This is a genomic window from Desulfovibrio sp. MES5 (assembly GCF_002237645.1).
Classification (GTDB): domain Bacteria; phylum Desulfobacterota; class Desulfovibrionia; order Desulfovibrionales; family Desulfovibrionaceae; genus Desulfovibrio.
This window is the reverse complement of the sequence record NZ_MJUZ01000049.1, coordinates 57,344-81,206: the sequence shown is the minus strand read 5'-3', so window position 1 is coordinate 81,206 and position 23,863 is coordinate 57,344. Positions and strand designations below refer to the sequence as shown.

The 23,863-nt window shown below is 56.7% G+C and carries 17 protein-coding genes; 4 read left to right on the top strand and 13 right to left on the bottom strand.

Going from position 1 to position 23,863, the window contains the following annotated elements; all coding sequences use genetic code 11:
• Positions 1–55: 55 nt before the first annotated feature.
• The 8 genes from der to BCS36_RS12375 all read right to left on the bottom strand — a co-directional run bounded on the left by der (position 56) and on the right by BCS36_RS12375 (position 8,680).
• Complete coding sequence (gene der, locus BCS36_RS12410; RefSeq protein ID WP_291303188.1) at positions 56–1,420, bottom strand: ribosome biogenesis GTPase Der; 1,365 nt, start codon at positions 1,418–1,420, stop codon at positions 56–58.
• An 80-nt stretch (positions 1,421–1,500) separates the two neighbouring features.
• Positions 1,501–2,574 (bottom strand): RNA pseudouridine synthase, encoded by a 1,074-nt coding sequence (locus BCS36_RS12405; RefSeq protein WP_291303187.1) that lies wholly within the window; start codon positions 2,572–2,574, stop codon positions 1,501–1,503.
• Between the two features lie 52 nt (positions 2,575–2,626).
• A complete protein-coding gene (locus tag BCS36_RS12400; RefSeq protein WP_291303186.1) occupies positions 2,627–3,991 on the bottom strand; it encodes a sensor domain-containing diguanylate cyclase in 1,365 nt (454 codons plus the stop codon).
• A gap of 689 nt (positions 3,992–4,680) precedes the next feature.
• Positions 4,681–5,424 (bottom strand): energy-coupling factor ABC transporter ATP-binding protein, encoded by a 744-nt coding sequence (locus tag BCS36_RS12395; protein ID WP_291303185.1) that lies wholly within the window; start codon positions 5,422–5,424, stop codon positions 4,681–4,683.
• Positions 5,414–6,178, bottom strand: coding sequence for a cobalt ECF transporter T component CbiQ (gene cbiQ / locus BCS36_RS12390; protein WP_291303184.1), 765 nt, complete (start codon positions 6,176–6,178; stop codon positions 5,414–5,416). The genes BCS36_RS12395 and cbiQ overlap by 11 nt, the downstream gene beginning before the upstream one ends.
• Positions 6,179–6,186: 8 nt before the next feature.
• On the bottom strand, positions 6,187–6,993 hold the full coding sequence (locus BCS36_RS12385; RefSeq protein ID WP_291303183.1) for a cobalamin biosynthesis protein CbiL: 807 nt from the start codon (positions 6,991–6,993) through the stop codon (positions 6,187–6,189).
• Between the two features lie 20 nt (positions 6,994–7,013).
• On the bottom strand, positions 7,014–7,646 hold the full coding sequence (cbiM, locus tag BCS36_RS12380; protein ID WP_291303182.1) for a cobalt transporter CbiM: 633 nt from the start codon (positions 7,644–7,646) through the stop codon (positions 7,014–7,016).
• A 263-nt stretch (positions 7,647–7,909) separates the two neighbouring features.
• On the bottom strand, positions 7,910–8,680 hold the full coding sequence (locus BCS36_RS12375) for a DUF4198 domain-containing protein (RefSeq protein ID WP_291303181.1): 771 nt from the start codon (positions 8,678–8,680) through the stop codon (positions 7,910–7,912).
• Between the two features lie 419 nt (positions 8,681–9,099).
• On the opposite strand from BCS36_RS12375, the gene BCS36_RS12370 reads away from it, so the two are divergent.
• A complete protein-coding gene (locus BCS36_RS12370) occupies positions 9,100–10,122 on the top strand; it encodes a glycosyltransferase (RefSeq protein WP_291303180.1) in 1,023 nt (340 codons plus the stop codon).
• A gap of 328 nt (positions 10,123–10,450) precedes the next feature.
• On the opposite strand, the gene BCS36_RS12365 is transcribed toward BCS36_RS12370, so the two are convergent.
• Together BCS36_RS12365 and BCS36_RS12360 are read right to left on the bottom strand one after the other, a co-directional pair.
• Positions 10,451–10,906, bottom strand: coding sequence for a hypothetical protein (locus tag BCS36_RS12365; protein WP_291303179.1), 456 nt, complete (start codon positions 10,904–10,906; stop codon positions 10,451–10,453).
• Between the two features lie 274 nt (positions 10,907–11,180).
• Positions 11,181–12,470 (bottom strand): O-acetylhomoserine aminocarboxypropyltransferase/cysteine synthase family protein, encoded by a 1,290-nt coding sequence (locus tag BCS36_RS12360; RefSeq protein ID WP_291303178.1) that lies wholly within the window; start codon positions 12,468–12,470, stop codon positions 11,181–11,183.
• A 379-nt stretch (positions 12,471–12,849) separates the two neighbouring features.
• Between BCS36_RS12360 and BCS36_RS12355 the strand changes: the two genes are divergently transcribed.
• Entirely contained in the window at positions 12,850–14,121 is a 1,272-nt protein-coding gene (locus BCS36_RS12355; RefSeq protein WP_291303177.1) for a competence/damage-inducible protein A, read from the top strand.
• A 419-nt stretch (positions 14,122–14,540) separates the two neighbouring features.
• Here BCS36_RS12355 and BCS36_RS12350 read toward each other — a convergent pair whose 3' ends face one another.
• The 3 genes from BCS36_RS12350 to BCS36_RS12340 form a co-directional block, all read right to left on the bottom strand.
• Entirely contained in the window at positions 14,541–15,215 is a 675-nt protein-coding gene (locus tag BCS36_RS12350) for a hypothetical protein (RefSeq protein WP_291303176.1), read from the bottom strand.
• Between the two features lie 37 nt (positions 15,216–15,252).
• A complete protein-coding gene (locus BCS36_RS12345) occupies positions 15,253–16,710 on the bottom strand; it encodes an SLC13 family permease (RefSeq protein ID WP_291303175.1) in 1,458 nt (485 codons plus the stop codon).
• 1,352 nt (positions 16,711–18,062) lie between these two features.
• Entirely contained in the window at positions 18,063–19,097 is a 1,035-nt protein-coding gene (locus BCS36_RS12340) for a methyltransferase (protein WP_291303174.1), read from the bottom strand.
• Between the two features lie 610 nt (positions 19,098–19,707).
• Between BCS36_RS12340 and BCS36_RS12335 the strand changes: the two genes are divergently transcribed.
• A complete protein-coding gene (locus BCS36_RS12335; protein WP_291303173.1) occupies positions 19,708–20,856 on the top strand; it encodes a metallophosphoesterase in 1,149 nt (382 codons plus the stop codon).
• A gap of 542 nt (positions 20,857–21,398) precedes the next feature.
• Entirely contained in the window at positions 21,399–23,813 is a 2,415-nt protein-coding gene (locus tag BCS36_RS12330) for a methyl-accepting chemotaxis protein (RefSeq protein WP_291303172.1), read from the top strand.
• Positions 23,814–23,863: the final 50 nt, after the last annotated feature.

Below are 23,863 nucleotides of genomic sequence, written 5' to 3'. Positions count from 1 at the left end.
CTTCTTGTATTTTTGAGCAGCGGCGCGCCGGCAACGGCGAACCGCCCGTGCGGGCTTACGCTGTTTTCTTTTTGTGGCTTGAGCGCAAATGTATGCGCATGGGCGCGTGCGTGATTTCAAAGATTTTTCGCAGCGCCCGTTCCAGGTAGCGGGTGTAGCTTTCAGGCACACGTTCCGCGTCGCTCACAAAAAAGACAAAGGTCGGCGGTTCTGATTCGGCCTGGGTAAGATAGAAAAACTTGGCGCGCACGCGTTTGACCACAGGGGGCTGGTGGCGCGTGAGCACTTCTTCCATGGCGCGGTTGAGCTTGCCCGTGGAGATGCGGACGCTGCATTCGTCATGAATTTTCTGCGCCAGAGGCAATATCTTGCCAATGTCTTTGCCCTTCAGGGCGGAAACGAGCAGAACGGGCACATGGGGGCAGAACGACAACAGTTCGCTGACGTTCTTTCGCAACTGGTCAAGCGCGTTGCGGGGGGCAAGGTCGCACTTGTTGATAAGAACCATGAAGGGAATCTTGCGCGTGTTGAGCATGTCCATGAGGCGCTTGTCCTGCTGGCTCACGCCCTCTGCCGCATCCAGGGTCAGAAGGGTTACGTCCGCCTTGGTGGTCGACTTGATGGCCGAGTTGACCGAATACTTTTCCACGCTGTCCGTAATCTTCGTGCGGCGGCGAACGCCAGCCGTGTCCACGAAAACATAGTCCTTGCCATTTTTGGTAAAGCGCACGTCCACGCTGTCGCGGGTAGTGCCCGCCACATCCGAGACAATCATGCGGTCTTCACCCGACAGGGCGTTGATAAGCGAGGATTTTCCCGCATTGGGGCGGCCCAGCATGGCAAGACGCAGCGTGGGCGGGGCCGGGGGCTCCTCCGAGCTTTCTTCGGGCAGCAGGGCAATAAGATCTTCGACCAGCGCGTTTATGTTGTGCCCGTGCTCGGCGGAGACGGCCAGCAGGGGAAAGCCCAGGGCGTGAAACTCCGCCATGCGCTCGTCTTCGTGTTCCGCGCCGTCCACCTTGTTGACAACGCAGAGGGTCGGCAGGCCCTTGCGCCGCACATGGGCGGCCAGATGCTCGTCCAGCGGCAGCAGGCCGTCGCGGCCATCCACCACAAAGGCCACAGCTGTGGCGTCTTTGAGGGCGGCCTCTGTCTGGTTCAGGATATCCTGCTCAAAGCCGCGGATGCCCTCTGGGCCTTCCACCACCATGGCATGTGCGTCAAGGGTGATGCCGCCAGTATCGACAATGCCGAATACGGGCATGCCCTTGCGGCGCACCACGCCGTCCATGCGGTCACGGGTGATGCCGGGCCTGTCATGGGTGATGGCGCGATTGCTGCGGATGAGGCGGTTGAACAGAGTGGACTTGCCCACGTTGGGGCGGCCCACAAGAATGATGCGCGGCGGATTTTCAGCCATATCTATAACCTTGTGGCGGCCTGAAGATAGGCCGCTAGCAGTGCGCGGGGCGCTTTTTGAAAGGCCCGCCAGTGCGAGCTCTAATGTAAAGGAGGAATTGTAGCACCTTCGCCGCCCAATGGGAATACCCCGCACAGGAGTGGCGGCGGCGAGGGCAAGCCGTCGCCGCAGGCAATGGGGTCGGGCAGGGCGGCTACGGCACGCGCGCCCGTCCAGGGGGGCAGGCTGGCAAAAGCCGCGCCATCCGGCAGGATCATGCGCAGGGCGTGCAGGTACAGCGGGCTTCCAGGACGGGCCTGCCCGTATTTGGCGTCGCCAAGCACAGGATGCCCAAGGCTGGCAAGCTGGGTACGAATCTGATGGGTGCGCCCCGTGAGCAGGCGCACCTGCACAAGGCTTGCCCCGTCGTCCACTATCAGGGGCCGCACAAGACAAAGAGCTTCTTTGCCGTCGGCCACATCCGCGCTGACGGTGCACATCTTTTCAAATCCGCGTACTGCGTCCTTGCGCAAAAAATGCCGTACAAGGCAGGTTCTTTCGTGGGGCCAGCGGCCGGCGATCCATGCCACATATTCCTTGACCATGCGCTGACCGCGAAGGGCTCGCTGGGCTTCGTCCAATGCCGCATAGGATGCGGCCACAAGCAGGATGCCCGAGGTTTCCTTGTCCAGCCGGTGCACAGGCGTGGGCATAAAGCTTGCGCTCGCAAAGTGCCGGGCCAAGCGGGTTGTCAGGCTGTCTTCATGCCCGGTGCCGGGATGGGTTGGCAGGCCGGCGGGCTTGTCAAAGGCCCACAGGTAGCCGCTGGAGCCGATAAGGGGCGGCAGCGGAGGGCCGCTTGCAGCGTCTTCACTGTTACGGGGTTTGCGTGCGGGCGCTGGCAGCGGATCGTCGCACTGCGCGGCCATTTTTATGGCAAAAGGAGGCAAGCGAACGAGGTCGCCAGCCTGTACGCGCGAAAAAGGTTTGCATCGGCAACCGTTTATCCTCACCTGTCCAGTGCGCACCCAACGGTGCAGCATGGCTTGAGGGAGGTTCAGACGGCGCTGCAAAAACTGAAGTAACTTCTGGCCGCTCTCGGTCTCTTGCACAACAGGGCATTCCGTTGCGGAAGAGTCGAGGGCCATTGTAGGGGGAGGGTTATCATCCGACATGGGCACACTTTGTCTCAAAGCGCGGGGCGCGTCAAGAGGCATGCGACAGGGACTACATATAGCGGCAGTCTTCTATCTGCACAATCTTGTTTGTATTTTTTTCTATCCAGCTTTTTATGTGCTTGCGCCATCGGATGCGTTCCTTGTGTTTGCCAAGCAACATGTCGCGGTCCGCCATTACAAGAAGCTGGGCCAGAGAGGTGCCCATATCTTCAGCACAGGCGCCGCCGAGGGACATACGGATGGGGATGTTGTCCGGGTCGGCATTGTGCGTTTCAAAGGCCTTGTTGATGCGCACAATGGCTTTTTCAAGCTGCTCCTGCGTGCAGCCGGGCAATATGGCGACAAACTCGTCCCCTCCCATACGCGCTATGCAGTCGGGGGCGTAAAGGCTGCTGCGCAGAATAAGCGCGGCCTGGCAAAGCATCCTGCTGCCTTCGGGGTGGCCGAGATAATCGTTGATAAGCTTGAGCCCATCCATATCACAGGCGACAATGCCCACAGGGCGTATTTTTTGCTGCTCCAGCCTCTCAACCGTCATGCCATAGTAGGTGCGGCTGCGCAGGCCGGTGAGCGGGTCATTGCGCACAAGGTTTTCAAGCTGCGCCCGGTCGCCCTGGCCTGCGCTGACATCGGTGTGCAGACCCACTATACGGGTGGCCCTGCCGCTGGCGTTCCGTTGGGTCACGTAGCCGCGGCCCAGTATCCAGGCCCAGGTGCCGTCAGCCCGTAAAAAGCGGTACGTGCATTCAAAACTGTCCCCGTGTTCGGGACTTTCAACAATGCGCAGCTGCATGGGCACAATGTTTTCATAGTCATCGGGATGCACCCTGCTGATCCACGACTCCACCACCTGGGGGAAGGCGCTGGCGGTGTACCCCAACATGGAAAGATAGCGCGGGCTGAAATACACGGTGCCGTCAATGGGGTTCCAATCCCAGAGGCCGTCACTGGCAGCGTTGAGGGCCAGCAACAGACGGCTTGCGTCGGAGCTTGGGGCAGGGGGATTGATCAGGGAACGGCTGTTCAGGACAGGCGTAAAGGTCGGTTCGATTTTTTGCCTGTCAATGGCGGCCAGGGCGCCCACCACAATGGTGCCGCGGCCAAAGACGTCGCGCTGTAAAACCGTCATCTGGGCTCGCACCATAAATTTGCCCAGCATGTAAATAAGCTCAAGAAAAGGGCCTTGCGAACCATTAAGGATTTTTTCCACCGATTCGAGGTAGGGCACCAGCCCCTCCAGGGGACAATGGCTCAGAAAATCCTTCATGCTGCGCGGCACATGCTCCTCAAATTGCAACAGCTTGATTGCCCCGGCGCTCAGGTAGAGGCTGTCGGAAGGGATATGCCATTCCCATATGGGGTCGCGTGTTTCAGTTTGAATAAATTGAGGGCCAATATTTGGCAGTTTTGACATAAAAAAGCCTTTGCTGTCGTCTCTTCGCAAAAAAAGGCGAACGGAATGGGCGAGTTTTCAGTTGCAGGCTGGCCAGAGCTGACACTGCTCGGGAAGTACGCGAATTATATCAAAGGTGAATTGTGCCTTTGGAAAATTATCTTATACCAGCAAGGAAATCTAGTACTGACAGGCAGCACCGGGTTTGGAAGATGTGATTAGTAAAAAAACTATTGGGGGCTCCTGTGTTGAGCCATCTGGAACCCCTGAGCCATGCCGGAATAAAATCTGGTGTTGGCGTGGAACATTATAGTATTATTACATAATATTGTTGATAAACTCTTCTGCGGCGTCTCTGACTGATCATGCCGCCGGGCCGCAGTCAAGGCTATGCCCGCAGCGCCAGCGAACCACCGGCTGAAGCCTCGCTGCTGCTTGCCTGTGCGGTGCGGGCCGGACAATCCACACTTGAGTCTCCACAAAGAGCGCCCGCTTGCAGCAGCCAGCGCGGTGTCACGTACACGCTTTCAGAGCAGATAAATTGAGATGGCGTGAGGCCTGGAAGGCGCTGTCGCTTGATCCTCGCACCAGATCAGTAAAGGCCCTGAAATATTACAGACAGGATAAAGATTTTGGGGGGTGGGGACGTGGAAGAGGGACCCTTTTGCAAAAGGGTCCCTCTTCTACAAAATATTCAAAATATCGTTGCTCTAATGGGCGTGGGGTTCGTCGCCCAAAGGATGGGCATGGGCGTGCGTGTGGCTGAAACTGGGGGCGCAGGCGTTAAGGCGGCCATGAGCAAGCGTCAGATAGGTGGTGGATACGCGGGCGAGAAAGTCCCAGTCATGCGAGATGGTGATGCGGGCGGTGGGGAGCTTTTGCAAAATATCAATGATGCGTTCGCGGGCCTCATTATCAAGACCGTTGGTGGGTTCATCAAGCAGCAGGGCTTCGGGCCGCATGGCCAGCACTGCCGCGAGGGACACCAGTTTTTTTTCGCCGCCTGAAAGCCGGTGGGTAAGGCGGTTTTCAAAACCGTCCAGGCCGAGGTTGCGCAGGGTTTCATGCGCCCGCTCGCGAGCGGCTTCGGGCGACAGCCCCAGGTTCAGCGGCCCAAAGGCCACATCTTCGAGCACGGAGGGAAAGAACAGCTGGTCTTCGGCATGCTGCAGCACAAAACCCACGGCGCAGCGCAGGCTGTGAAAGTCTTTTTCGGCGCGCATTTCACGGCCATGAAAACGCACACAGCCCTGCTGCGGGGTTATCAGACCTGTAATACAGCGGAAAAGCGTCGTTTTGCCGCTGCCGTTGGGGCCATAAAAGCCGATATGCTGCTCCGGCAGAAGGGCCAGATCAACCCCTTGGAGCACCTGGCGGATCTTGCCGTCCCGTTCATAATGAAAATGAATGTTCTCGAGGCTGAAGATGCAGTTTTTTTCTGTATTACAGTCCATACATTTGATCCCGGTATTCCATAAGCACAAGTCCTGCAAGGCAGAGCAGCATCAACAGGGCAAAAAGGCCGTCCACGGGACGCGCCTTAAATACCGTCACAGAACGGAACTGGCCCGAAAATCCCCGCAGCAGCATGGCTTCGCGCACTCGTTGTGAACGTTCGTAGCTGCGTACCAGCAACAATCCCAACAAAGAAGCCACTGTGCGGTATGTGTGCATGCCGGTGCGCGGGCGAAAGCCGCGTAGCCGTGCGGCAACGCTCAAGCACTGCCACTGCTGCGCGATATCGTGCACCTGCCGGGCAGTGAACAGAAAAAGAAACACCAGCTTGCGCGGGCAGTGCAGGCGTTCAAGGGCATGCCCTGCCGTTGGCGTGTCCATTGTGGCCACAAGGGCCAGAAAAACACAGACAATGGCATTGGACTTGATGGTGACCAGCAGGGCCAGATGCAGTCCCTCGGCGCTCAAGCCTATGAAGCCCCACCGCGCCACTTCCTGTCCGGGCATGGTCAGTGGGGTAACGCACCACAAAAAGGCCGCAAACATGTTGACCACCGCCAGACGACGCAACAGCGGCAGCAGGGGCGGACGGGCCAGTATCAGCAACGTCAGACCCAGACCAAGCCCCGCGCAGCTGGCCGTTACGTCCTGCAGCATCGAAAGGCACAACGCGGTCAGCGCGGCAAGGGCCATACGCACACGCGGGTCAATGCGCTGTATGGCCGAAGGGCGTACAAAGGGTTGGTCAAACATGCCGACAGTTACCGCCGTCGGGAACGGAAGTAAAGGGCCAGTCCGGCCAGCCCCACAAACCAGCCCATACCGCCCACGATTTCTCGTATGCCCGGTTCGTCTGTGCGCATTTCGGCCAGCTGCCGCCGCACGGGGGACAGGCGGGAGTCCAGCAGGGCGGAGAATCTTGCCTCCTGCGCCTCAAGAGCGGCATCCACAATGGCCTGAACTTCTACAGCGCTTACCGGGCCGGAACCAGAGATTTTTGTGGCGTCGGGTTGCCCCGTGCTTGCGGCCAGCGGCGCGGCGATGTGGCCGCCGGTGTTTTTCGCCGCTGTACTGGCCGTGGTTTCGGCATTATGGGGCGCAGGCGAAGCCGCGGCGGGAGCCTGCGCCAGTTCGGCCGCTTCCATCTGCCACTCGTTCTGATGCCCTTCACCAGCATTGATACGTATGCGCAGGCCGTGCTCCCGTCCTTTGGGCGGAATATCAAAGCGAAAAAGTCCTTCCGCGTCTGTCCGGCCAGTGAGCAAAACTTCTCCGCCAGCCGCATCGTATACCGTGACCTCTCCGTTCCTCACGCTGTTGCCCCCGCTGAAGCCGCATTTGACGGCAACCAGCGGCCCTTCGGTCCAGGCGAAGATATTCACCCGGTGCGCCAGAGCAGGAGTCTGAAGCGCAAGCAGGAGCGCTGCGGCAAGCAGCAGAACGGCCAGAGACGCGGACAATGGCAGCGATCGGCCAAGAGGGCGCTGCAACGGCAGGCAGCCGGGGGGGGTACGGCCAGCCCATTTTGCGCGGACTATCCGGAATGAAGCGGCATTGAGAAGGAACATGAAAACTCCTTTCCGGCTGCTCAGGCCTGGCCCGGCTGGATTGCGGCGCTGGAAATGTGCAGCATTTCCGGGCGGACGCGGGCAATAAAGCCAACGGTAAACATTGTGATGAGCCCTTCAACCAGCATGACAGGCAGGTGAGCCAGAAAAATGAGCCGTGCGGCGGTGAGAAAGCCCTCATTGCTCCACGCCAGGGCCAGGGCGGTGAGCAGGCCTGCGCCCAGCACGCCGATGGCTCCCCCGCAAAAGGCCGCGACACGTAAACCCTTCACGCCCGGCCAGAGACGAACGAGGCTGCGGAAAACGTACCAGGCCACAAGCCCTGAAAAGCCCATGGTGAACGTATTGACGCCCAAAACAACGAGGCCGCCGTACTGAAAGAGCAGCGCCTGCAAGGCAAGGGCGGCCAGAATGGCGGGAAAGATCGCCCATCCCAGCAGTACGCCCAGAAGACCGTTGAGGATAAGGTGCGCGCTGGAAGGGCCGATGGGAACATGTATGAGCGAACCCACAAAAAAGGTTGCGGCCAGAATGGCCACAGTCATGAGCTTGTCATAGTCCAGGCGGCGCAGGCCAAGGGCCGTGCCCACGGCCGTCAGAGCATAGCCTGCGGCCAGAACGGGAGGGGACAGAACACCTTCGGCAATATGCATGGGTCATCCTTATGCTGGAGCGTCGGCTATGGGCGCATTCCTGAAGTTTCACAGTAAGCTTTTACAGTAAGCTTTCGTAATCCGGCCCCATGCCGTGGCGAACGGTATGGGGCCGGATTGCGCGTTTCACACGAGTTCCCTGTTGCATTCCTGCGGCATGGGGCAGTCACCCTTTGAAATTGCCCGGCGGCAGGGTGGGCGGATGCCCTCAAGTACTGGCGCATGTGCAGGCGCGCACCTGCGCCGCAATGTTCAGCCGTTTTTTATTTTGTGCGGGGAGCCACAAAGTTGACCCAGATAACAGCGCCCAGCTCAACGGATTTGGCTTCGCCCTCATAGTTCATTTTTTCTTCCGCCGTATTCAGGGCGGCAAAGCCCCACCAGCCAGCCCAGGGCACGCCATACGTGAACACGCCATTCTGGTCGGCCCTGACTACCTGGGTGACGTAATATTCGTTGGGGGCGGTATGGCCCTTGCCCTTGTTGTAGCTTTCAACCTCGACCTCCGCGCCTGGAACGGGCTTGCCGTTAAGCAGCACCTGGCCCTGAAAAACATTGCCAGCGTAGTTGGCGAAGGGGCGTGCAAGAGGAACGATCTCGGTCTTGAGGCCCAGCGGCTGCCCCCAGTTTTCCTCTTCGCCAAAAGCGGCTACTACGGTCTTGGTATAGTGGATGATGAAGCAGTCTTCGGCGGGTTCAAAATAGGGCTGCGGCTCAACAGCGAACTGATAGACGCCGGGCTTCTTGATGGCGTATGAGGCTGTCCAGGCTTTGTTGCCCATAATGGTGGCGGGCTTGAGCAGGCTTTTGATATCCTCGGTCGCGCCGTCATGAGTAACGGTGAAGGCCTTGGGCTCCGCCATGGGCATGCCTTGCAGTTCCATAGGGTGAGCAAAGGCTATGTCCAGTTTGAGCGGAGATTCTTTTTTGTCCGTGATAGTGGGGGTGGAAGGAATGACCATGCCAAAATGGGCCTGAGCCTGGGTCCCCCAAAAAAGTGCAAGGGCCAAGCACGCGCAGCAGAACTTCCACATAATCGTATCCTTCCGTTGAGTTTTTTGACCGTGGACAATGTTTGACGGCATCATGTTGCTTGGGCCGTATGTAGCACAAAAAAATAAAAAGTAGCAAGAACATTGTGGGCGCTCATCTGGATGCAGATGATCCTATGGTGCTGCCATTGCAGGTCTTAGCGCATTTTTTGAGGGGGCCGCTTGCGCTTTTGCGGCAGGGTGGCTATGGGAGTTAAGAGGGTTTATTGTCACTATCTATCCTGACGGCAGGCTCAGGCTGCTCGCGTTAATCAATGTGAAGACAAGGGAACCGCAGGCCGTGCTGTGTCTCAGGTAAGTCTGCTTTCGGGTGAAGAATAGCCGCAGCTCCATGCCGGGGTGCCGGGGCTGCGCAGGGTTTGTCCGCTGGAAAAAACGATGTCTCTGTCCAAGTTCGTCATATGACTGATTTGGTTGGATACAGTATGGACGGCAGTCAAAAGGAAGGAGTAAACGTGTCTTCTCCTCTTGTGAATATAACAATTCCCGTATTCCACAGGCCTCTTTTGACGCAAAAAACTATTCTTGCTCTGCGTAAGACCAGCTCTGCAATTCCGTATACAGTGACTGTGGTGGACAATGGCAGCTCGCCGGAGTTGCGTGAACGTCTGCGTCAGTTTAAATCTGATGGAATCATCGATAATCTTTTTCTTTTGCCGCAAAATATGGGGATAGCGTGCGCCTGCAATATCGGCTGGGACGCCGTGGACGCCCCCTATTACATGAAGCTCGACAATGACATCTGCGTTACGGGGCCAGACTGGCTGGAAAGACTTTTTGCCCTGTGGCGGCACGGAAAACCCTTTTCTACCCTTGGGCCCTGCCATAACACGGAGCAGATGCACATGAACCCCGGTGGGCTGGAGACTCCTGACGGGCGACTGGGTATTTGCCTGACTAACCTGCAGGGCCAGTGCATACTGGTTCCCAAGATAGTATCGGATGTTCTCGGAGTCTGGAACGAAGACTACGGGCTTTATGGCGCGGAAGACGGCGACTATGGCGTGCGTATGGTTTGCGCCGACTTGCCCCAGTACTACTATTACTCCGCATCTTATTTTACGGATTTTGGCGTCGATAACGTTACCGATTACGGCAAGACCGACCTGAATAAACACAAGGAACACTCCGAACTTTTTGTGGCCAGTGACGGCGGTTTGGGGCTTTTCAACGTAAACTGCTTTCTGTTCGACCTGTGCATACGCCACTGGAAAACGCCCAGGCGGTACCGGGTCGTGGATGTGAACCAGAACCATGAAGTAACAGTTGAGGAAGACCCGGCGTATAATCCGGTGCGGGAAGCGCTTGTGCGCAGCAAGAGGCTGCTGGACAACAAAATAGTAAAGTACGGAAAGGCCAGCGCATTTGATCCAAAGTTGATTATGTACCTTAAAAAAATATGGCAGGATTGCGGCCACGGCTAGGGCGATTCAAGTCCTGAAGCCTTCGGCGGCAACGGTTCCGCCTGCCGGAGTATTTTGTCTTTGAAATGCTTTGTGGGGGAGGGGCCCCCACCCTCTAAAACCTTTATTGCTCTACCGCTGCACGAGAATGCAGTGCGCAACATCGTGACGTAGCGTCTGAATCGCATCTCGAGGAAAGAATTGTCAGGAAAATCCTTTTAGAGCAGTGAACTCATTTCATTCGTAAAATGCTCTGATCAGATATGAAGACTGGCGTTTGTGACGCCATAAATGAAAAACGGCCATGTCGCAGATGACATGGCCGTTTTTTCGTCAAAACAGACGAAATTTATTTGGGCAGCAATGCGGGATAATCGGCGCTCTTGACGTGCTTTTTCACAAAAGCCGCAGCAGATTTGCGGTCGCCAGCCATAACCGTGATCATGAACACGTCGCCCTGAGAGGCGACCCACGCCTGGCTCGTGATGTCCTGCTGCGCAAAGGTGAAAGTATACTGACCGCCCTTTTCAACAGGAGGCTTGGTGGACTTGAACTGTTTGGCAAACATGTCCGCAATGGTTTTGGTATCTGCGCCGCTGTTAGGGCCGATCACAAAAGTCACGGAGGCATCCCCGGCGGAATTGGCGAAGATGGCGCTGGTGGTGCCCTGCTTTTCAGTGGGAGGCATGATGACCTTCCAGCCTTCGGGAACAGAGACAGTAAAATATTTGGTGTTCAGCTCTTCCGCCAGAGCCGGCATGGCCAGAAGCATAACAAACACAAAGGCCACAAACTTTTTCAACATGAAAATTCTCCTCAGAGGGGTGCGCAGTATACGCTGTGGTGCGCCGCGCCTACGGGAAAACATTTTGCCCGCGCGGGCCTGACGCCGCCTGAGGCACTTTATGCAATGCCCTTGTAAAAGACAATGGATTTTGGCGCGGTCCGCACGAGGTGACGATTTATTTACGTAACACCGATATATCGCGGCAAGAAAGGTCCGCTTACAGTTCTGTGCGGCAAAAAAGCCCCCATGCGGCGTGGCATGGGAGCTTTTGTGAGGCGGCTTCGTTTAATGCTTACAGGGCTGCCAATGCCTGATCCAGGTCAGCCAGGATATCGTCAATGTGTTCGATGCCTATGGAAAGGCGCACGGTATTGGGCCATATTCCCGTAAGCGCCAATTCTTCTTCGGTCATTTGTGAATGCGTGGTGGACGCGGGGTGGATCACAAGCGATTTGGCGTCAGCCACGTTGGCCAGCAGCGAGAAGATGCGCAATCTGTCGATAAAGGCTCTGGCCTCGGCCGCGCCGCCCTTGACTTCAATGGTGAAAATGCTGCCGCCCCCATTGGGGAAGTAGCGCTTATACAAACCGTGGCTGGGGCTGTGGGGCAGGCTCGGGTGATTGACGGTCTGCACCTTCGGGTGATTGTGCAGATGGCGCACCACGGCCAGGGCGTTCTGCACATGGCGTTCCACGCGCAGCGACAGTGTTTCAAGCCCCTGAAGGATCAGAAAAGCGTGCAGGGGGGCCATCGTCGCGCCAAGATCGCGCAACAGGATGGCCCGTGCCCGCACTATATAGGCCGCCGCCCCGACGGCCTTAGTGAAGCTCAGACCGTGATAACTCGGATCTGGCTCACTCAGGTGGGAAAACTTGCCGGACGCGGCCCAGTCAAAGCGGCCGCTGTCCACGATGACGCCGCCAAGGGCCGCGCCGTGTCCGCCCATGAATTTTGTGGCGGAATGCACGACGATGTCCGCGCCGTATTCAATGGGGCGCATAAGCCAGGGGGTGGCAAAGGTGTTGTCCACCACCAGAGGGATGCCGTGGCGGTGGGCCAGAGCTGCCAGCGCTTCCATATCCACAATGTTGCTGTGGGGGTTGCCCATGCTCTCCACAAAGATGGCGCGGGTCTTGGGCGTGATGGCTTCTTCAAAGGAATCCATCTTTGCGGGGTCCACAAAGGTTGTCTCAATGCCCCAGGTTTTGAGCGTATGGGCAAGCAGATTGTAGGTGCCGCCGTACAGAGTCTTGGCGGCAACAATGTGGTCCCCGGCGCTGGCGAGATTTTGCAGTGCGTAGCTCACGGCTGCCGCGCCGCTGGACGTGGCAAGAGCCCCCACGCCGCCTTCAAGAGCCGCCACTCTCTGTTCCAGAGCGTCCTGCGTGGGATTGGTCAAACGGCTGTAAATGTTGCCGGGGTCGGTCAGGTTGAAACGGGCCTCGGCATGGGCACAGTCGTCAAACACGTAGGAGGTCGTCTGGTAAATGGGCACGGCCCTTGATCCGCTGGCTGCGTCTGGCTTCTCCTGCCCGGCGTGCACTTGCAGGGTTTCAAACCGCAAGCCTTTTTCATGATTCATTGTGGTTCCCCTTTGCGGCAGGCCGCTCTATTCCTCGCATCATACCGGCTTTCTGCGCCGTGCGTATATTACTTATTGATTTAGTATGTAATACCATGTCGTAAGCGATTAGCTTTGTCAATACCTGGGCATGGGCAGTACAGGCCATCAGGCTCTTTGTCAAAAAGTGCCTGTGCCCTTGCTTGTCTTCGGGCCAGAATACGGATCAGAGCGCGCGCGTCGGCCTGAGGCGCAGTTGCCCGGCATGAGGGCAAATCATGTGCCGTCAACACCGCCTGGTCCAAGCCGAACCCGGTTGCATGGCATGCGGGCAAGCGCTAATATGCTTGTCCTGTCGCTCTGTCGGGGCGGCAAGGCTCTAAGGATGCAAGGAGGCCGCATGAGGGCGGAAATCATTTCAGTGGGTACGGAACTTCTGTTGGGGCATACTGTCAACACCGACGCCGCCCACGTGGCCAAAACGCTTTCAGCGCTGGGTCTGGATCTTTTGCAGGTGCATACGGTGGGGGATAACGGCGGACGGCTTGAATCCGCCTTACGCGAGGCCCTCGGGCGCGCGCAGATCATCATAACCACCGGCGGTCTTGGACCCACGGATGACGATATGACCAAAGAAACCGTGGCGCAGGTCACGGGGTGCCCCCTTGAAGAAGATGCGGACAGCCTGCGCCGTCTGCGTGACTATTTTGGCGAACGCCCCATATCGGCCAATCAGCTCAAGCAGGCCTATTTGCCGCGCGGTTCGGTGGCCTTTCCCAATGAGGCGGGCACTGCCCCGGGCTGCGCCGTGCCAGCGGGCTGCGGGCAATGGGTCATCCTGCTGCCGGGGCCCCCGTCCGAACTTCTGCCCATGCTGGAAAACAGCGTCGTGCCATTTTTGCAGAACATGACGGATTCGGTCATTACATCCTTTATGGTGCGCACCTTCGGTATTGGCGAAGGCACGGCGGCGTTGCGCATCGCTGACCTGACGGAAGGCGTCAACCCCACGGCCGCCCCTTACGCCGGAGACGCGGAAATGTTCGTGCGGGTGACGGCCAAGGCGGAGAGCGCCGCAGCTGCCGAAGCTCTGGCCATGCCCGTGGTGAACGAGGTGCGCGAGCGTCTGGGCGACGTGGTCTATGGCGTCAATGTGACGGGCCTGGAGGCCGTGGTGGTGGAGGGGCTGCGTCTGCGCGGGCAAAGCGTGGCCACGGCGGAATCCTGCACCGGCGGGCTGCTGGCCAAGCGTATCACAGACCAGCCCGGCTCATCGGAAGTCTTCGGCTATGGCCTGATCACCTATGCCAACGAAGCCAAGACCCGGCTTTTGGGGGTGCCTGAAGAACTGCTGGCGCGGCACGGGGCCGTAAGCCCGGAAGTGGCCCGGAGCATGGCCGCAGGGGCGCGTGAGCGTTACGGGGCGGATTACGGCCTTGGCATTACTGGCGTGGCCGGGCCCGGCGGCGGCACTGAAAATAAACCCGTGGGGCTGGTGTATGTGGCGCTGAGCCATGGCCAGGATGTATGGCTGCGTGAACTGCGGCCGCAGGGACGCTATCTTGGGCGGGACTGGACGCGGCGTCTGGCTTCAAGCCACGCGCTGGACATGCTGCGCAGGCATCTGGCGGGTCTGCCCGTGGAAGCCCTTTGGGCCGTGGCAGCCATTTAGACCAGGCTATTTTTGAAATGTTTCATTTTTCAATGTGTCATTCAGCCGAAAATTGCGTTTTTGGCCGAATCCACGCCACGTTGTAGCGCGCTGCACTCTCGTGCTCCGTTAGCGTGGTTAATTTTTCAAAGGTAACATGCTCCAAAGCGGAGCTGATTTTACAAAGGCCGGAGCACGTAACGTCGCTCCGGCCTTTGAATTTTCAGCTATATCCATGCCTTCTCAAGGCATTTGTTCCGTGCTGCGGCGCTCAGCGACGCAAGCAGAAAGCGCTCGCGCCGCAGGGGCACAGGCCCGTGGCGTAATCGTCAGGCCATCTCAGGATGCAGCAGCGCAAAAGGCATTGGCATAACACAGCTGCCGGCGGTTCACGCCTGCCGTCACGCGCCCGCTTCAGGCCGAACCGGACGCTGATGGCATCAGGCATTGAGGGATATGTAGCGCTCAATGCTGGTGGTAAAGACAATGCCGCCCCCCGGCTCGCTGAAGACCGGCTGACTGCCCAGCGCCTGTAAGATGGCGTCTGTTGAGGTGTTCTCGCTTATGATGAGCAGAAATTCCTTTTCAGGCGTCAGGCTGATGCCGAAGAATTTTACGTCTTCTTCAGTGCCCGTTCCTCTGGCGCCCAGTATGGTGCCGCCGCGAGCTCCGGCCTGCCGGGCCACGGCCATGAGCTCTTCGGCCTGTCCGTGATTGATGATGCTGCATATCATGGTGTAGCCGGATTTCATGTCTTCTCCCTCGATGGTATGTAATAAAGGCTCGTCGCTGGCTGTCTGGCCGGCACGCAGCAGGGCCTTGGGCACGTCCAGCACTATGGCTGCGCCTGCACGGCATTGGGGATTTTTCAAAACCCCTTCCACAACGGCTGTAATAACGCTTTCAGCCTCATCCTGCATGAGGATGAGGATAATATCCTGATCAACACAATCCGGGCACGAGCCGCAGACGCAACCGTCTTCAGCCAGACAGCGGCCATGAAGCCTTGTGCCGCCGCGTGCGCCTCCTTCCTTGGAGGCGTCAACGATGGCCATGCCGCAGCCGCATTCGCCAAAGACCACAAGCAGCTTGGCGGGCGTAAACTGAATATTCATTGGTGTGTTCTCCACATGTATTGCCAGGGTCGGGCGGCTACAGGAAAAAGTAGATGCAAAGGGCTCCGGTGGCAGTCATGGTCACGGTATAGGGAAATGCCAGTTTGACCATCCGCATATACGAGAGCTTGATGAGCGGCGCCAGCGAAGACGTGAGCAAAAAGAGAAAAGCCGCCTGCCCGTTGGGCGTCGCCACAGCGGGAATGTTGGTGCCCATATTCACCACCACGGCGATTTTTTCGTACCAGTCGCTGGAGAACAGGCCTGCCGTATGGGCTTTGTCCATTTCGGTAATAAAGACAGAGGCGATGAAGACGTTGTCGCTCACAAACGACAGCGTGCCGTTGACCACATACAGCGCCAGCAACTGGGGTTTGCCCTGGAACTGGAACACCCATTCCACCAGCGGCGTCACCAGATGCTGGTCGTGCACCACCGACAGAATGGCAAAAAAGACGATGATAAGGCAGACAAAGGGCATGGCGTTGTTGAAGGCTTCGGAAAAGTCGTGTTCCTTGGTTTTGCCCGTCATGGCCGAAAGCAGGATGATCAGCGTAAGGCCAAGCAGGCCGATTTCGGCCACGTGCAGGGCCAGGGCCAAAATCAGCAGTATGCCCACCACGCACTGGGTGATGTAAAGAAAGCGCGTCTGGTCTGAAAGCTGGCGCGCTTTTTTGGCGGCGTCTTTGACAATAAGCTCACGGATGGCTTCCGGCAGCTGGTATCCAAAACCGGGAAAGCGAAAGATTTCAAGCAGGGGGCAGAGGGTAAAGCCCACAATGGCTACCGGTACCGCGATGACGGCGTTGTGCATAAAAAATTCTGCAAATGACCAGTTCATCATGGTGCCGATCATGAGGTTCTGCGGTTCGCCCACAATGGTCATGGTGCCGCCAAGGGCTGTTCCCAGAGCGCCGTGCATGATGATATTGCGCAAAAAGCCGCAAAATTCTTCAACTTCAGGGGCTTCTTTACCGTTGGTCGGGGTAAAGGCCCCGGCCACCTTGCGAAAAATGGCGTAAAAATTGAAGCAGACGGCAATAATGATGGCCATGAGAGTCAGGGCGTCCAGAAAGGCGGAAAGTGTGGCGCTGACAATGCAGAATGCCAGCGACAGCCAGTGTTTTTTTCGGATGGCGATAAACAGTCGGGTAAAAACGACAAAAACCACGTCTTTCAGATAGTAGATGCCCGCCACCATAAAGATGAGCAAAAGCAATGTGGGCAGGTTGGTGGCTACCTCCTGGTACACGGCATCAGGCGTGGTCATGCCGATGATGATGGCCTCCAGGGCCAGCAGGCCGCCTGCGGGAATGGGGTAGCACTTCAGCGCCAGAGAAAGAATAAAGATAAACTGGAGCAGAAGCAGCCAGCCCGTTATAAAGGGGCCGACCACAATATTGAGAACAGGGTTGGCCACCAGAAAGGCCAGCACCGTATATTTATACCAGAGTGGCGATTTGCCTAGAAAGCTGCTGAAAAAAATATGCTGCATAGTCGTCTCCCTGCACCGCTCAGAATTTAATGGAAAGAAAATCACGAGATACTGGCTGTGTAGCAGGAAATGCAGCCCCGGCGCAACCTCTGACCATGCTGCGCGCTGATTTTATGCGATAAGGGATAACTGCCGCCAGGCGACGACAAAGAAGGCGGAAGGGCGGGGTTAGAGAAGGCGCCAGGCCGGATTTAGGGAAAATAATTTTCCAGATCAGAGCACGGTTGAAATGCTTCATATTTCAACCGTCATTCTGCCAAGAATGCGATTTGCGGGAGCCGTTAGCGGGTTTTTGCCGCTTGTCGTCGCAACGCTGAAGAGCGGTAGGGTCCACGTCATGTGGCGGAGCGCCACGCTCGCGTGCAGCGCTTGAGCAATGGACTTTTTTTAGAGCTACCATGCTCGATTGTTTTGAAAACTTGGGGGACGACGCGGGAAAACGGTTCAAGCACTCCCCAGAAAAGAACGAATGCCAACCACGCTATGGCAAAGCCTGCAAAGGCCTACAGGGGGTGTTTCCAGATTTACGAACATTTTCACAAAGGTAGGTAAATACTGGCAGTCGTGATGCACAAAAATCCTGATTCATAGCTCACCCTTTCTTGTACGTGCGCAAAATACGTTTGATTGCGCATGCTAGGCGGGGTGAAGTTTTGATTCCATCATCTGGATGATAATTTGAGAAAAAAATCATTTTTATTCTGGCTGCGCGCCATGGCCCTGATTTCGGGCGGGCAGGGGGAAAGAGCGGCAAAAAAACAGGCCCGGAGCATATTTCTCCGGGCCTTGGTATTGGTAACACAGTGTTTATAAAGATTTTTGCGCAGCACATCCGGTTTTGCCGCGCATGCCGCAGCCGTGTAGACAAACTGTGCAGATGTCTGGACGGCGGGCGTCTGCACAGAGCCGCCAGCCCCATACTAAACTACAATAAAACTTTTAGAGCAATTTCACTTTGAAATTGCTCTGCTGACGCGAAGGCGGCAGCCGCCACGAAGCGGCGTGGATTCTGGCGAGCTTTGGCCGTTGCGACGAAGGAAGCTACGGATGCTTCAAGCGTTGTGACACAGGAAGCTACGCTTGAAGACAGCATGAGTAACTATACGTCTTGTTCTGTGTAGTCGCTGTCGCCATTCGTAAGGCTCGTAGACTCGCCAACGACTGCCGCAAAGACAGCAATTGGTTAATAGAGCGAGCAGCCTGCTGATGGCTGGCGCAAACCACGTTTTCCGCCAGAATGATGGGTTGAAACAGGGAGTGTTTCAAAAGCAAAATGCTTTAGGGGGCGTGGGGGAGGGACCCTTTTACAAAAGGATCCCTCCCCCACAACGCAGCCCAAAGTGAAACCAGCTCTAACCGGGTTTTTTCGCGGTCACTACAGCGGACATGCTGGGCACGTCAACGGCGTGGACAATCTCGGTGAAGCCTGCCAGCTCGAGGTCTTCCCTGATTTCTTCATAGGTGTAGACCATGCCGTTCTGTGTGTTCACAAGCATGTTGATGCCAAAAAGCGCGCCGTCAACCGGGTAGGTGCGGTTTTGGCGCATTACGTAGTCGCGAACGGCCACAATGCCGCCAGGTTTCAGCGCATCCAGGGCTTTGGCGTAGAGCATGCGGCTTTTTTCGCGGTTCATCTGATGGATTATGGCGCTTATCCAGGCAAAATCGAAACCAGAGGGCAGGGCGTCCTTTGTAAAGTCGCACTCTATCAGGCTGACGCGCGACTCGAGGCTCGTGCCCCCGAAGCGGTTTTTAGCCTGTGCAATGGCGACAGGCAGGTCGATGATGGTGGCGGTGCTCTCCGGCAAGTTATTGAGAAAGGCTTCAGTATAGGTGCCGGATGCGCCGCCAATGTCCAGAATCCGCAGCCCCTTGCTGGCGGCAGGCAGAACCCCGGCACTGAACAGCGAAGCTACCGTGCTGTCCACCAGCCTGACGGCTATGGAATTCATGGCCATAATGAACGATACCCTGTCCTGTTCCGCTCCGAGAATACTGGGGATTTTGTCCTGCGGTTTGCCGTCCCGCACGGCCCACGCAAGACGTGCCCACGAGCGCTGCAAGCCAGCCATGTGCCGCATCATTGGAATAAATGTTGATGGGTGGCGGCTGTCCAGATAGGTTTTGTATTCTTCTGCCACGGAATACCGGGCCGCGGCTCCAGTTCCGGTTTTGGCGAAATAGCCCAGAGCGGCAAGCGCATCCAGCAGGGTCTCGGCGCCCCGTTCATCGCACGCGCACAGCCGGGCAAGCTCGGCAACGTCGAGGCTGTTGCCGTTCTGGAGGATGACTGTGCCAAAATCAAGTTCGGCCAAGGCAGCAAGAACGCTGGAACGCATGAAGGATGTCATTTCTCGGCTAAGATGGTCAAAAGGCGCTGAGCCCATAACGGTTCTCCTGAAAAGTGTTGAGATTGCCGTCATGCCGCCTGGGGCGGCACCTGGAGGAATTTCAGGGTGAAATTGCTCTAGGCTGCCTGCGGTAGCCGGGGCTGGCGCAGGACACTGCAAGCAGAGCAGATATTTCAGACCATCATATCCGTACCAGACCATGGTGCCAACCATACTTTTGCCATATGCACAGGGGCCTGTACGCGGGAGCACCCGTTGTTTTTGTAACAACCTTGCGTCAGATTTTATTGTATGATTGTGCATACGCAATGGTATAAGGGTAACAGTAACAGGCTGTTGTCCACTGCCGCCTCCACTGCCGGAGGGGTTGCGGCAGCCCCGGCAGCAGGCGCAGTGGTGCGCCGTTGCCCAAAAAATGTGGCGCAATGGACATAAGCAAAATCGTGAATATTTTCTGACATCGGGCACCATTGCCTCCATCTGCCCGGCGCGTGCTGCTGCCGTGCCGTTCAAAGTCGCCATTCTGCCGAAAAATATGATTTTCGCCAGAAGCCACGTTACGTTGTGGGGCGCTGCACGCGCATGCAGCGTTGGAGCATGCAACCTTTTTCAAAGCCAAAATGCTCTAGTATACAGGAAATCAAGCATGTTCATACATTTGACGGGCGGGATCGTCTTCCTATATCTGGCGGTCCGGCTTTTGCTGCCCCTGCGGGCAGGCTGGAAAACCAAAATCGCGCTGGCCGTGCTGCTGCTTTTCATCACACAGCAACACTTTATCAACCGTGTAGTCTTCGGAGGGCTGGCTTCTCCTGAAATTCCCGCTTTTCTGCTGCTGGCGCAGGGTTGGTGCTTTCTCTTGCTGGTGCTGTTGCTGGTGTTCACACTTTTGCGCGATCTGGTTCTTATCATTGGGTGGCTCGCGCGAAAAATCCGTGGCGGCGCAAAGCCCGCCGCTCCGCAACCCGCTTTTTCATCTGGCAGACGGCAGGCCATAATGGTGACTCTTGCCGCAGGCACGGCATTCTGGGGCCTGCGTGAAGCCGTTGGCGTGCCGGAGGTGCGAAATATTGAACTGGTTGTGCCGAGGCTCCCCAAGGCTCTGGACGGGCTGAGCATCGTGCAGATCAGCGATATGCACGCAAGCCCGCTTTTGCAGAGCGCCTGGGTGAATGCTCTGGTGGACCGCGTCAATGCCCTGAAGCCGGATCTGGTTCTGTTCACAGGTGATATGGTTGACGGCAACCCCACAGTCAGGGCTGCGGATGTGGCTCCATTGCGGCGGCTGCGGGCGAGCTACGGCATTTGGGGCTCTGTGGGCAATCATGAGTATTACAGCGATTTTTCCGGCTGGATGAAGGCATTTCCCGCCCTGGGTATGCGTATGCTGCTGAACCAGCATGCGGTGCTGCACATTCAGGAACAGCCGCTGGTTCTCGCCGGTGTTACGGATGTGGCCGCAGAGCGCCTTGGTTTGCCCGGGCCTGATCTGCCTGTGGCGCTTCAGGGCGCGCCTCAAGACGCGGTGCGCATCCTTATGGAACACAGGCCCGCCAACGCGCCGGCCAACGCCCTTCACGGCATTGATGTGCAGCTTTCGGGCCATACGCACGGCGGCCAGATACTGGGCATGAATGCCCTGGTGGCGCAGTTCAACGGCGGCTATCTGTATGGGCGGTACTCGGCTGACGCGCTGAAAATGTATGTTACCTCCGGAGCGGGGGTATGGAACGGATTTCCCGTGCGGCTTGGCGTGCCGTCGGAGATTCCCAGGATAATTTTGCGTAGCGCCTGATGCCCGGCCACAATGAATAATAGTGAAACAACACGGGTGATGCGGCCTGCATGCCACGACAGTATGTTTTTCAGCCAAGAGGCCGTGGATAAAAGTGCTGTAAAGTTCTATAGTTAGGTCGTATTTTTTTCAGCCTTTACAGGGGCGGCGTCAAAAACTGGCGCTGCCCTATTCTTTTTTTTAATAAAACCGAAAATACGTTATAGATTATTAGTTGCAATAGGGGTAGTTTTTGATAATAAGAAGTTAGTGATAACAGCCGTACGGCATAACCAACCTTACCTCTCCCGCCCTGTTTTCTTTGTCCGCCCTTGCCACACGGGCTAACAGGGCAAGCGTAATTCCTGTCAATATCGCGGTTTGAACCAGGCAATCATCCTCGTATATGCATATGCCCATCATATAGATTAATAAATATATATTGTCATGGCTAAAATATAATTAACGAGCAGCTAGCGGAAAAAACGGCACGATTGTCGCCAGCCAAGATTATGTAGCAGTTCCGCAGGCGAATGCATCTTCAACCTCCCACGGATGCCAGCATGACAACCAAGTACAGAATAATTATCGGATTCGCCTTCATGGTGTTGCTGCTTGTTTCTATGGCATTTTTTGGCCACAGGAACATCGGCATGTCTTCAGCGAACTTTGAAGAATACCAAAAAATCGCGCAGCTGAACGCAATATGCAGCGAGTCCTCCAACGCAATCAATGCGATAACGTCCGATGTTTTTCGGTTCCAGCACGATACCAAAAATAAAAACGCCATCAAGGTGGCTCATGATTCCGTGAACGCTCTGATAGCGCAAATCAAGCGTTCTGACGGGCTGGTTGAGAGCGCCGAGCGCACTGGATTTCTCAAAAAAATGCTCGCCGCTGCGCAAAAACTCGACGAGCAGATTGATGTGATTACCAATAGCCTGACTGGAGCGAGAGATCTGTTTGACAAAGATGTGCTGCCCGCCATGAAAGCAATGTCTGAAGACATGCGTGGGTTGGGACAAGGGCTGCATGATGCAGGCACAGGTGAAGCCCTTGCTGGCATTGCCCAGGCCTGGCCTTATCTTGCGTCGGCCCAGGCCAGCTTTGAGCGTTTTGCAAACTCGCGTGATATGGAAGAAGCAAAAAAAGCCCGTGGCTATTTGGAATCGCTCAAGGGGAGTATGGAAAAGATAGCGCCATACCTTTTCACGCAAGAAGGCCGCGATTTGTATGCACGCCTTGTGAAGAACAGGGACGCCATAAGCGTAAACCTTGCCAAGCTGGAAAAGCTGTTGGAGCAGGGCAATACCGGCATGACTGGTCTGTTTGCTGAAATAGCCAAGGTACGTGACGCGCTTGGGGCGCTGAACGACAGCGTGACGGTGGAACTGACCACGCTGGGGCCGCAAATACTGGATGAAAATCGGAGCGCCCAGCAGTACATGCTGGTCACAAGCCTTGCGGGCATCTTTTTTGGCGCAGTCCTTGCGGCAGGTATAGTTATTGGCTTTATTCGCCTGCTTACCGATCTTTCTGGCTACGCAAGCGCAATGGCCCACGGCGATTTCTCCCATCACCTGAAATCACGCGAAAAAGGTGAAATCGGAAGAATGGTTGAGGCCATGAAGATGGTTCCCACAGCACTCAACAGAATTCTTGAAGAATACAAGTGGCTGGAAAGGAAGATCGAAGAGGGCTACCTGAACTCCGAAGGCGACGCGGGCAAGTTTGAAGGTGAATTTGCAGTGCTTGTTCACGGCACAAACAATATTCTTGATCGCTTCCGCATGGTTCTGGAAAACATCCCTTCGCCTGTCATTGTGTTGAACAAGGACCTCAAAGCCGCGTACATCAATAAAATCGCCCGCAAACTGGTTGGAGAAGATTGGCACGGCATGACCTGTTATGAAATGTTCCACCGCGATGACTACGGCACTGACCGCTGCGGTCTGACCACATCCGTGAATACCAAGGCTCCCGCCAGCGGCGAAACCAAGGCCCACCCGCGGGGCAAGACTATGGATGTGGCGTACACCGCCATTCCCATGCTTGATGAGCAGGGCAACATTACGTCGGTGATGCAGCTTCTGACCGATCTTACCGAAATCAAAACCCAGCAGAGGACCATGCTTGAGGTCGCCAATCATGCCTCAAACATAGCTGACCGGCTCGCGGCGGCCTCTGAAGAGCTTTCAACCCAGGTTGGAGAAATTTCCCGTGGCGCCGAAATTCAGCGCACACGTGTGGAATCCACGGCCAGCGCCATGGCGGAAATGAATTCCACCGTTCTGGAGGTTGCGCGAAACGCGGCTCAGGCCGCCGACCAGAGCCAGAACTCGCGGCACAAGGCCGAGGACGGCTCCGGCCTGGTCAACAGGGTTGTCCAGTCCATCAATGCCGTGAACAACGTGGCGCACACCCTGCAAGGCAATATGAGCGAACTGGGAAACCAGGCAGAAAATATCGGCAGCATCATGGGCGTTATTTCCGATATTGCCGATCAGACCAACCTGCTTGCACTCAACGCAGCCATTGAGGCCGCACGCGCTGGCGATGCGGGCAGGGGATTTGCTGTGGTTGCGGACGAGGTGCGCAAGCTGGCGGAAAAAACCATGAGCGCCACACTGGAAGTAAGCGCCGCCATCACCGCGATTCAGGGCTCGGCCCGCACCAATATCGACGAGGTGCACAGCGCCGTGCAAAGCGTGACAGATGCCACGGGGCTGGCCAATGCTTCTGGCGCTGCCCTTGATGAAATAGTGACGCTCGCGTCGGACAACTCCACTGTGGTCAGCTCCATTGCCGCGGCTGCGGAAGAGCAAAGCGCCGCATCAGAGGAAATCAGTCGGGCCATTGAAGAAATCAACCGTATCGTCGGTGAAACCTCCGAAGGCATCGTGCAGTCTTCCGTGGCGTTGCAGGAGCTTTCGCAAATGGCCCAGGAACTGCGAACCACCATGGAAGAACTGCGGTAACAGCTGACCTGGCAGGGTAGTTACGGGGAAGGAATGCTTTGTGGGGGAGG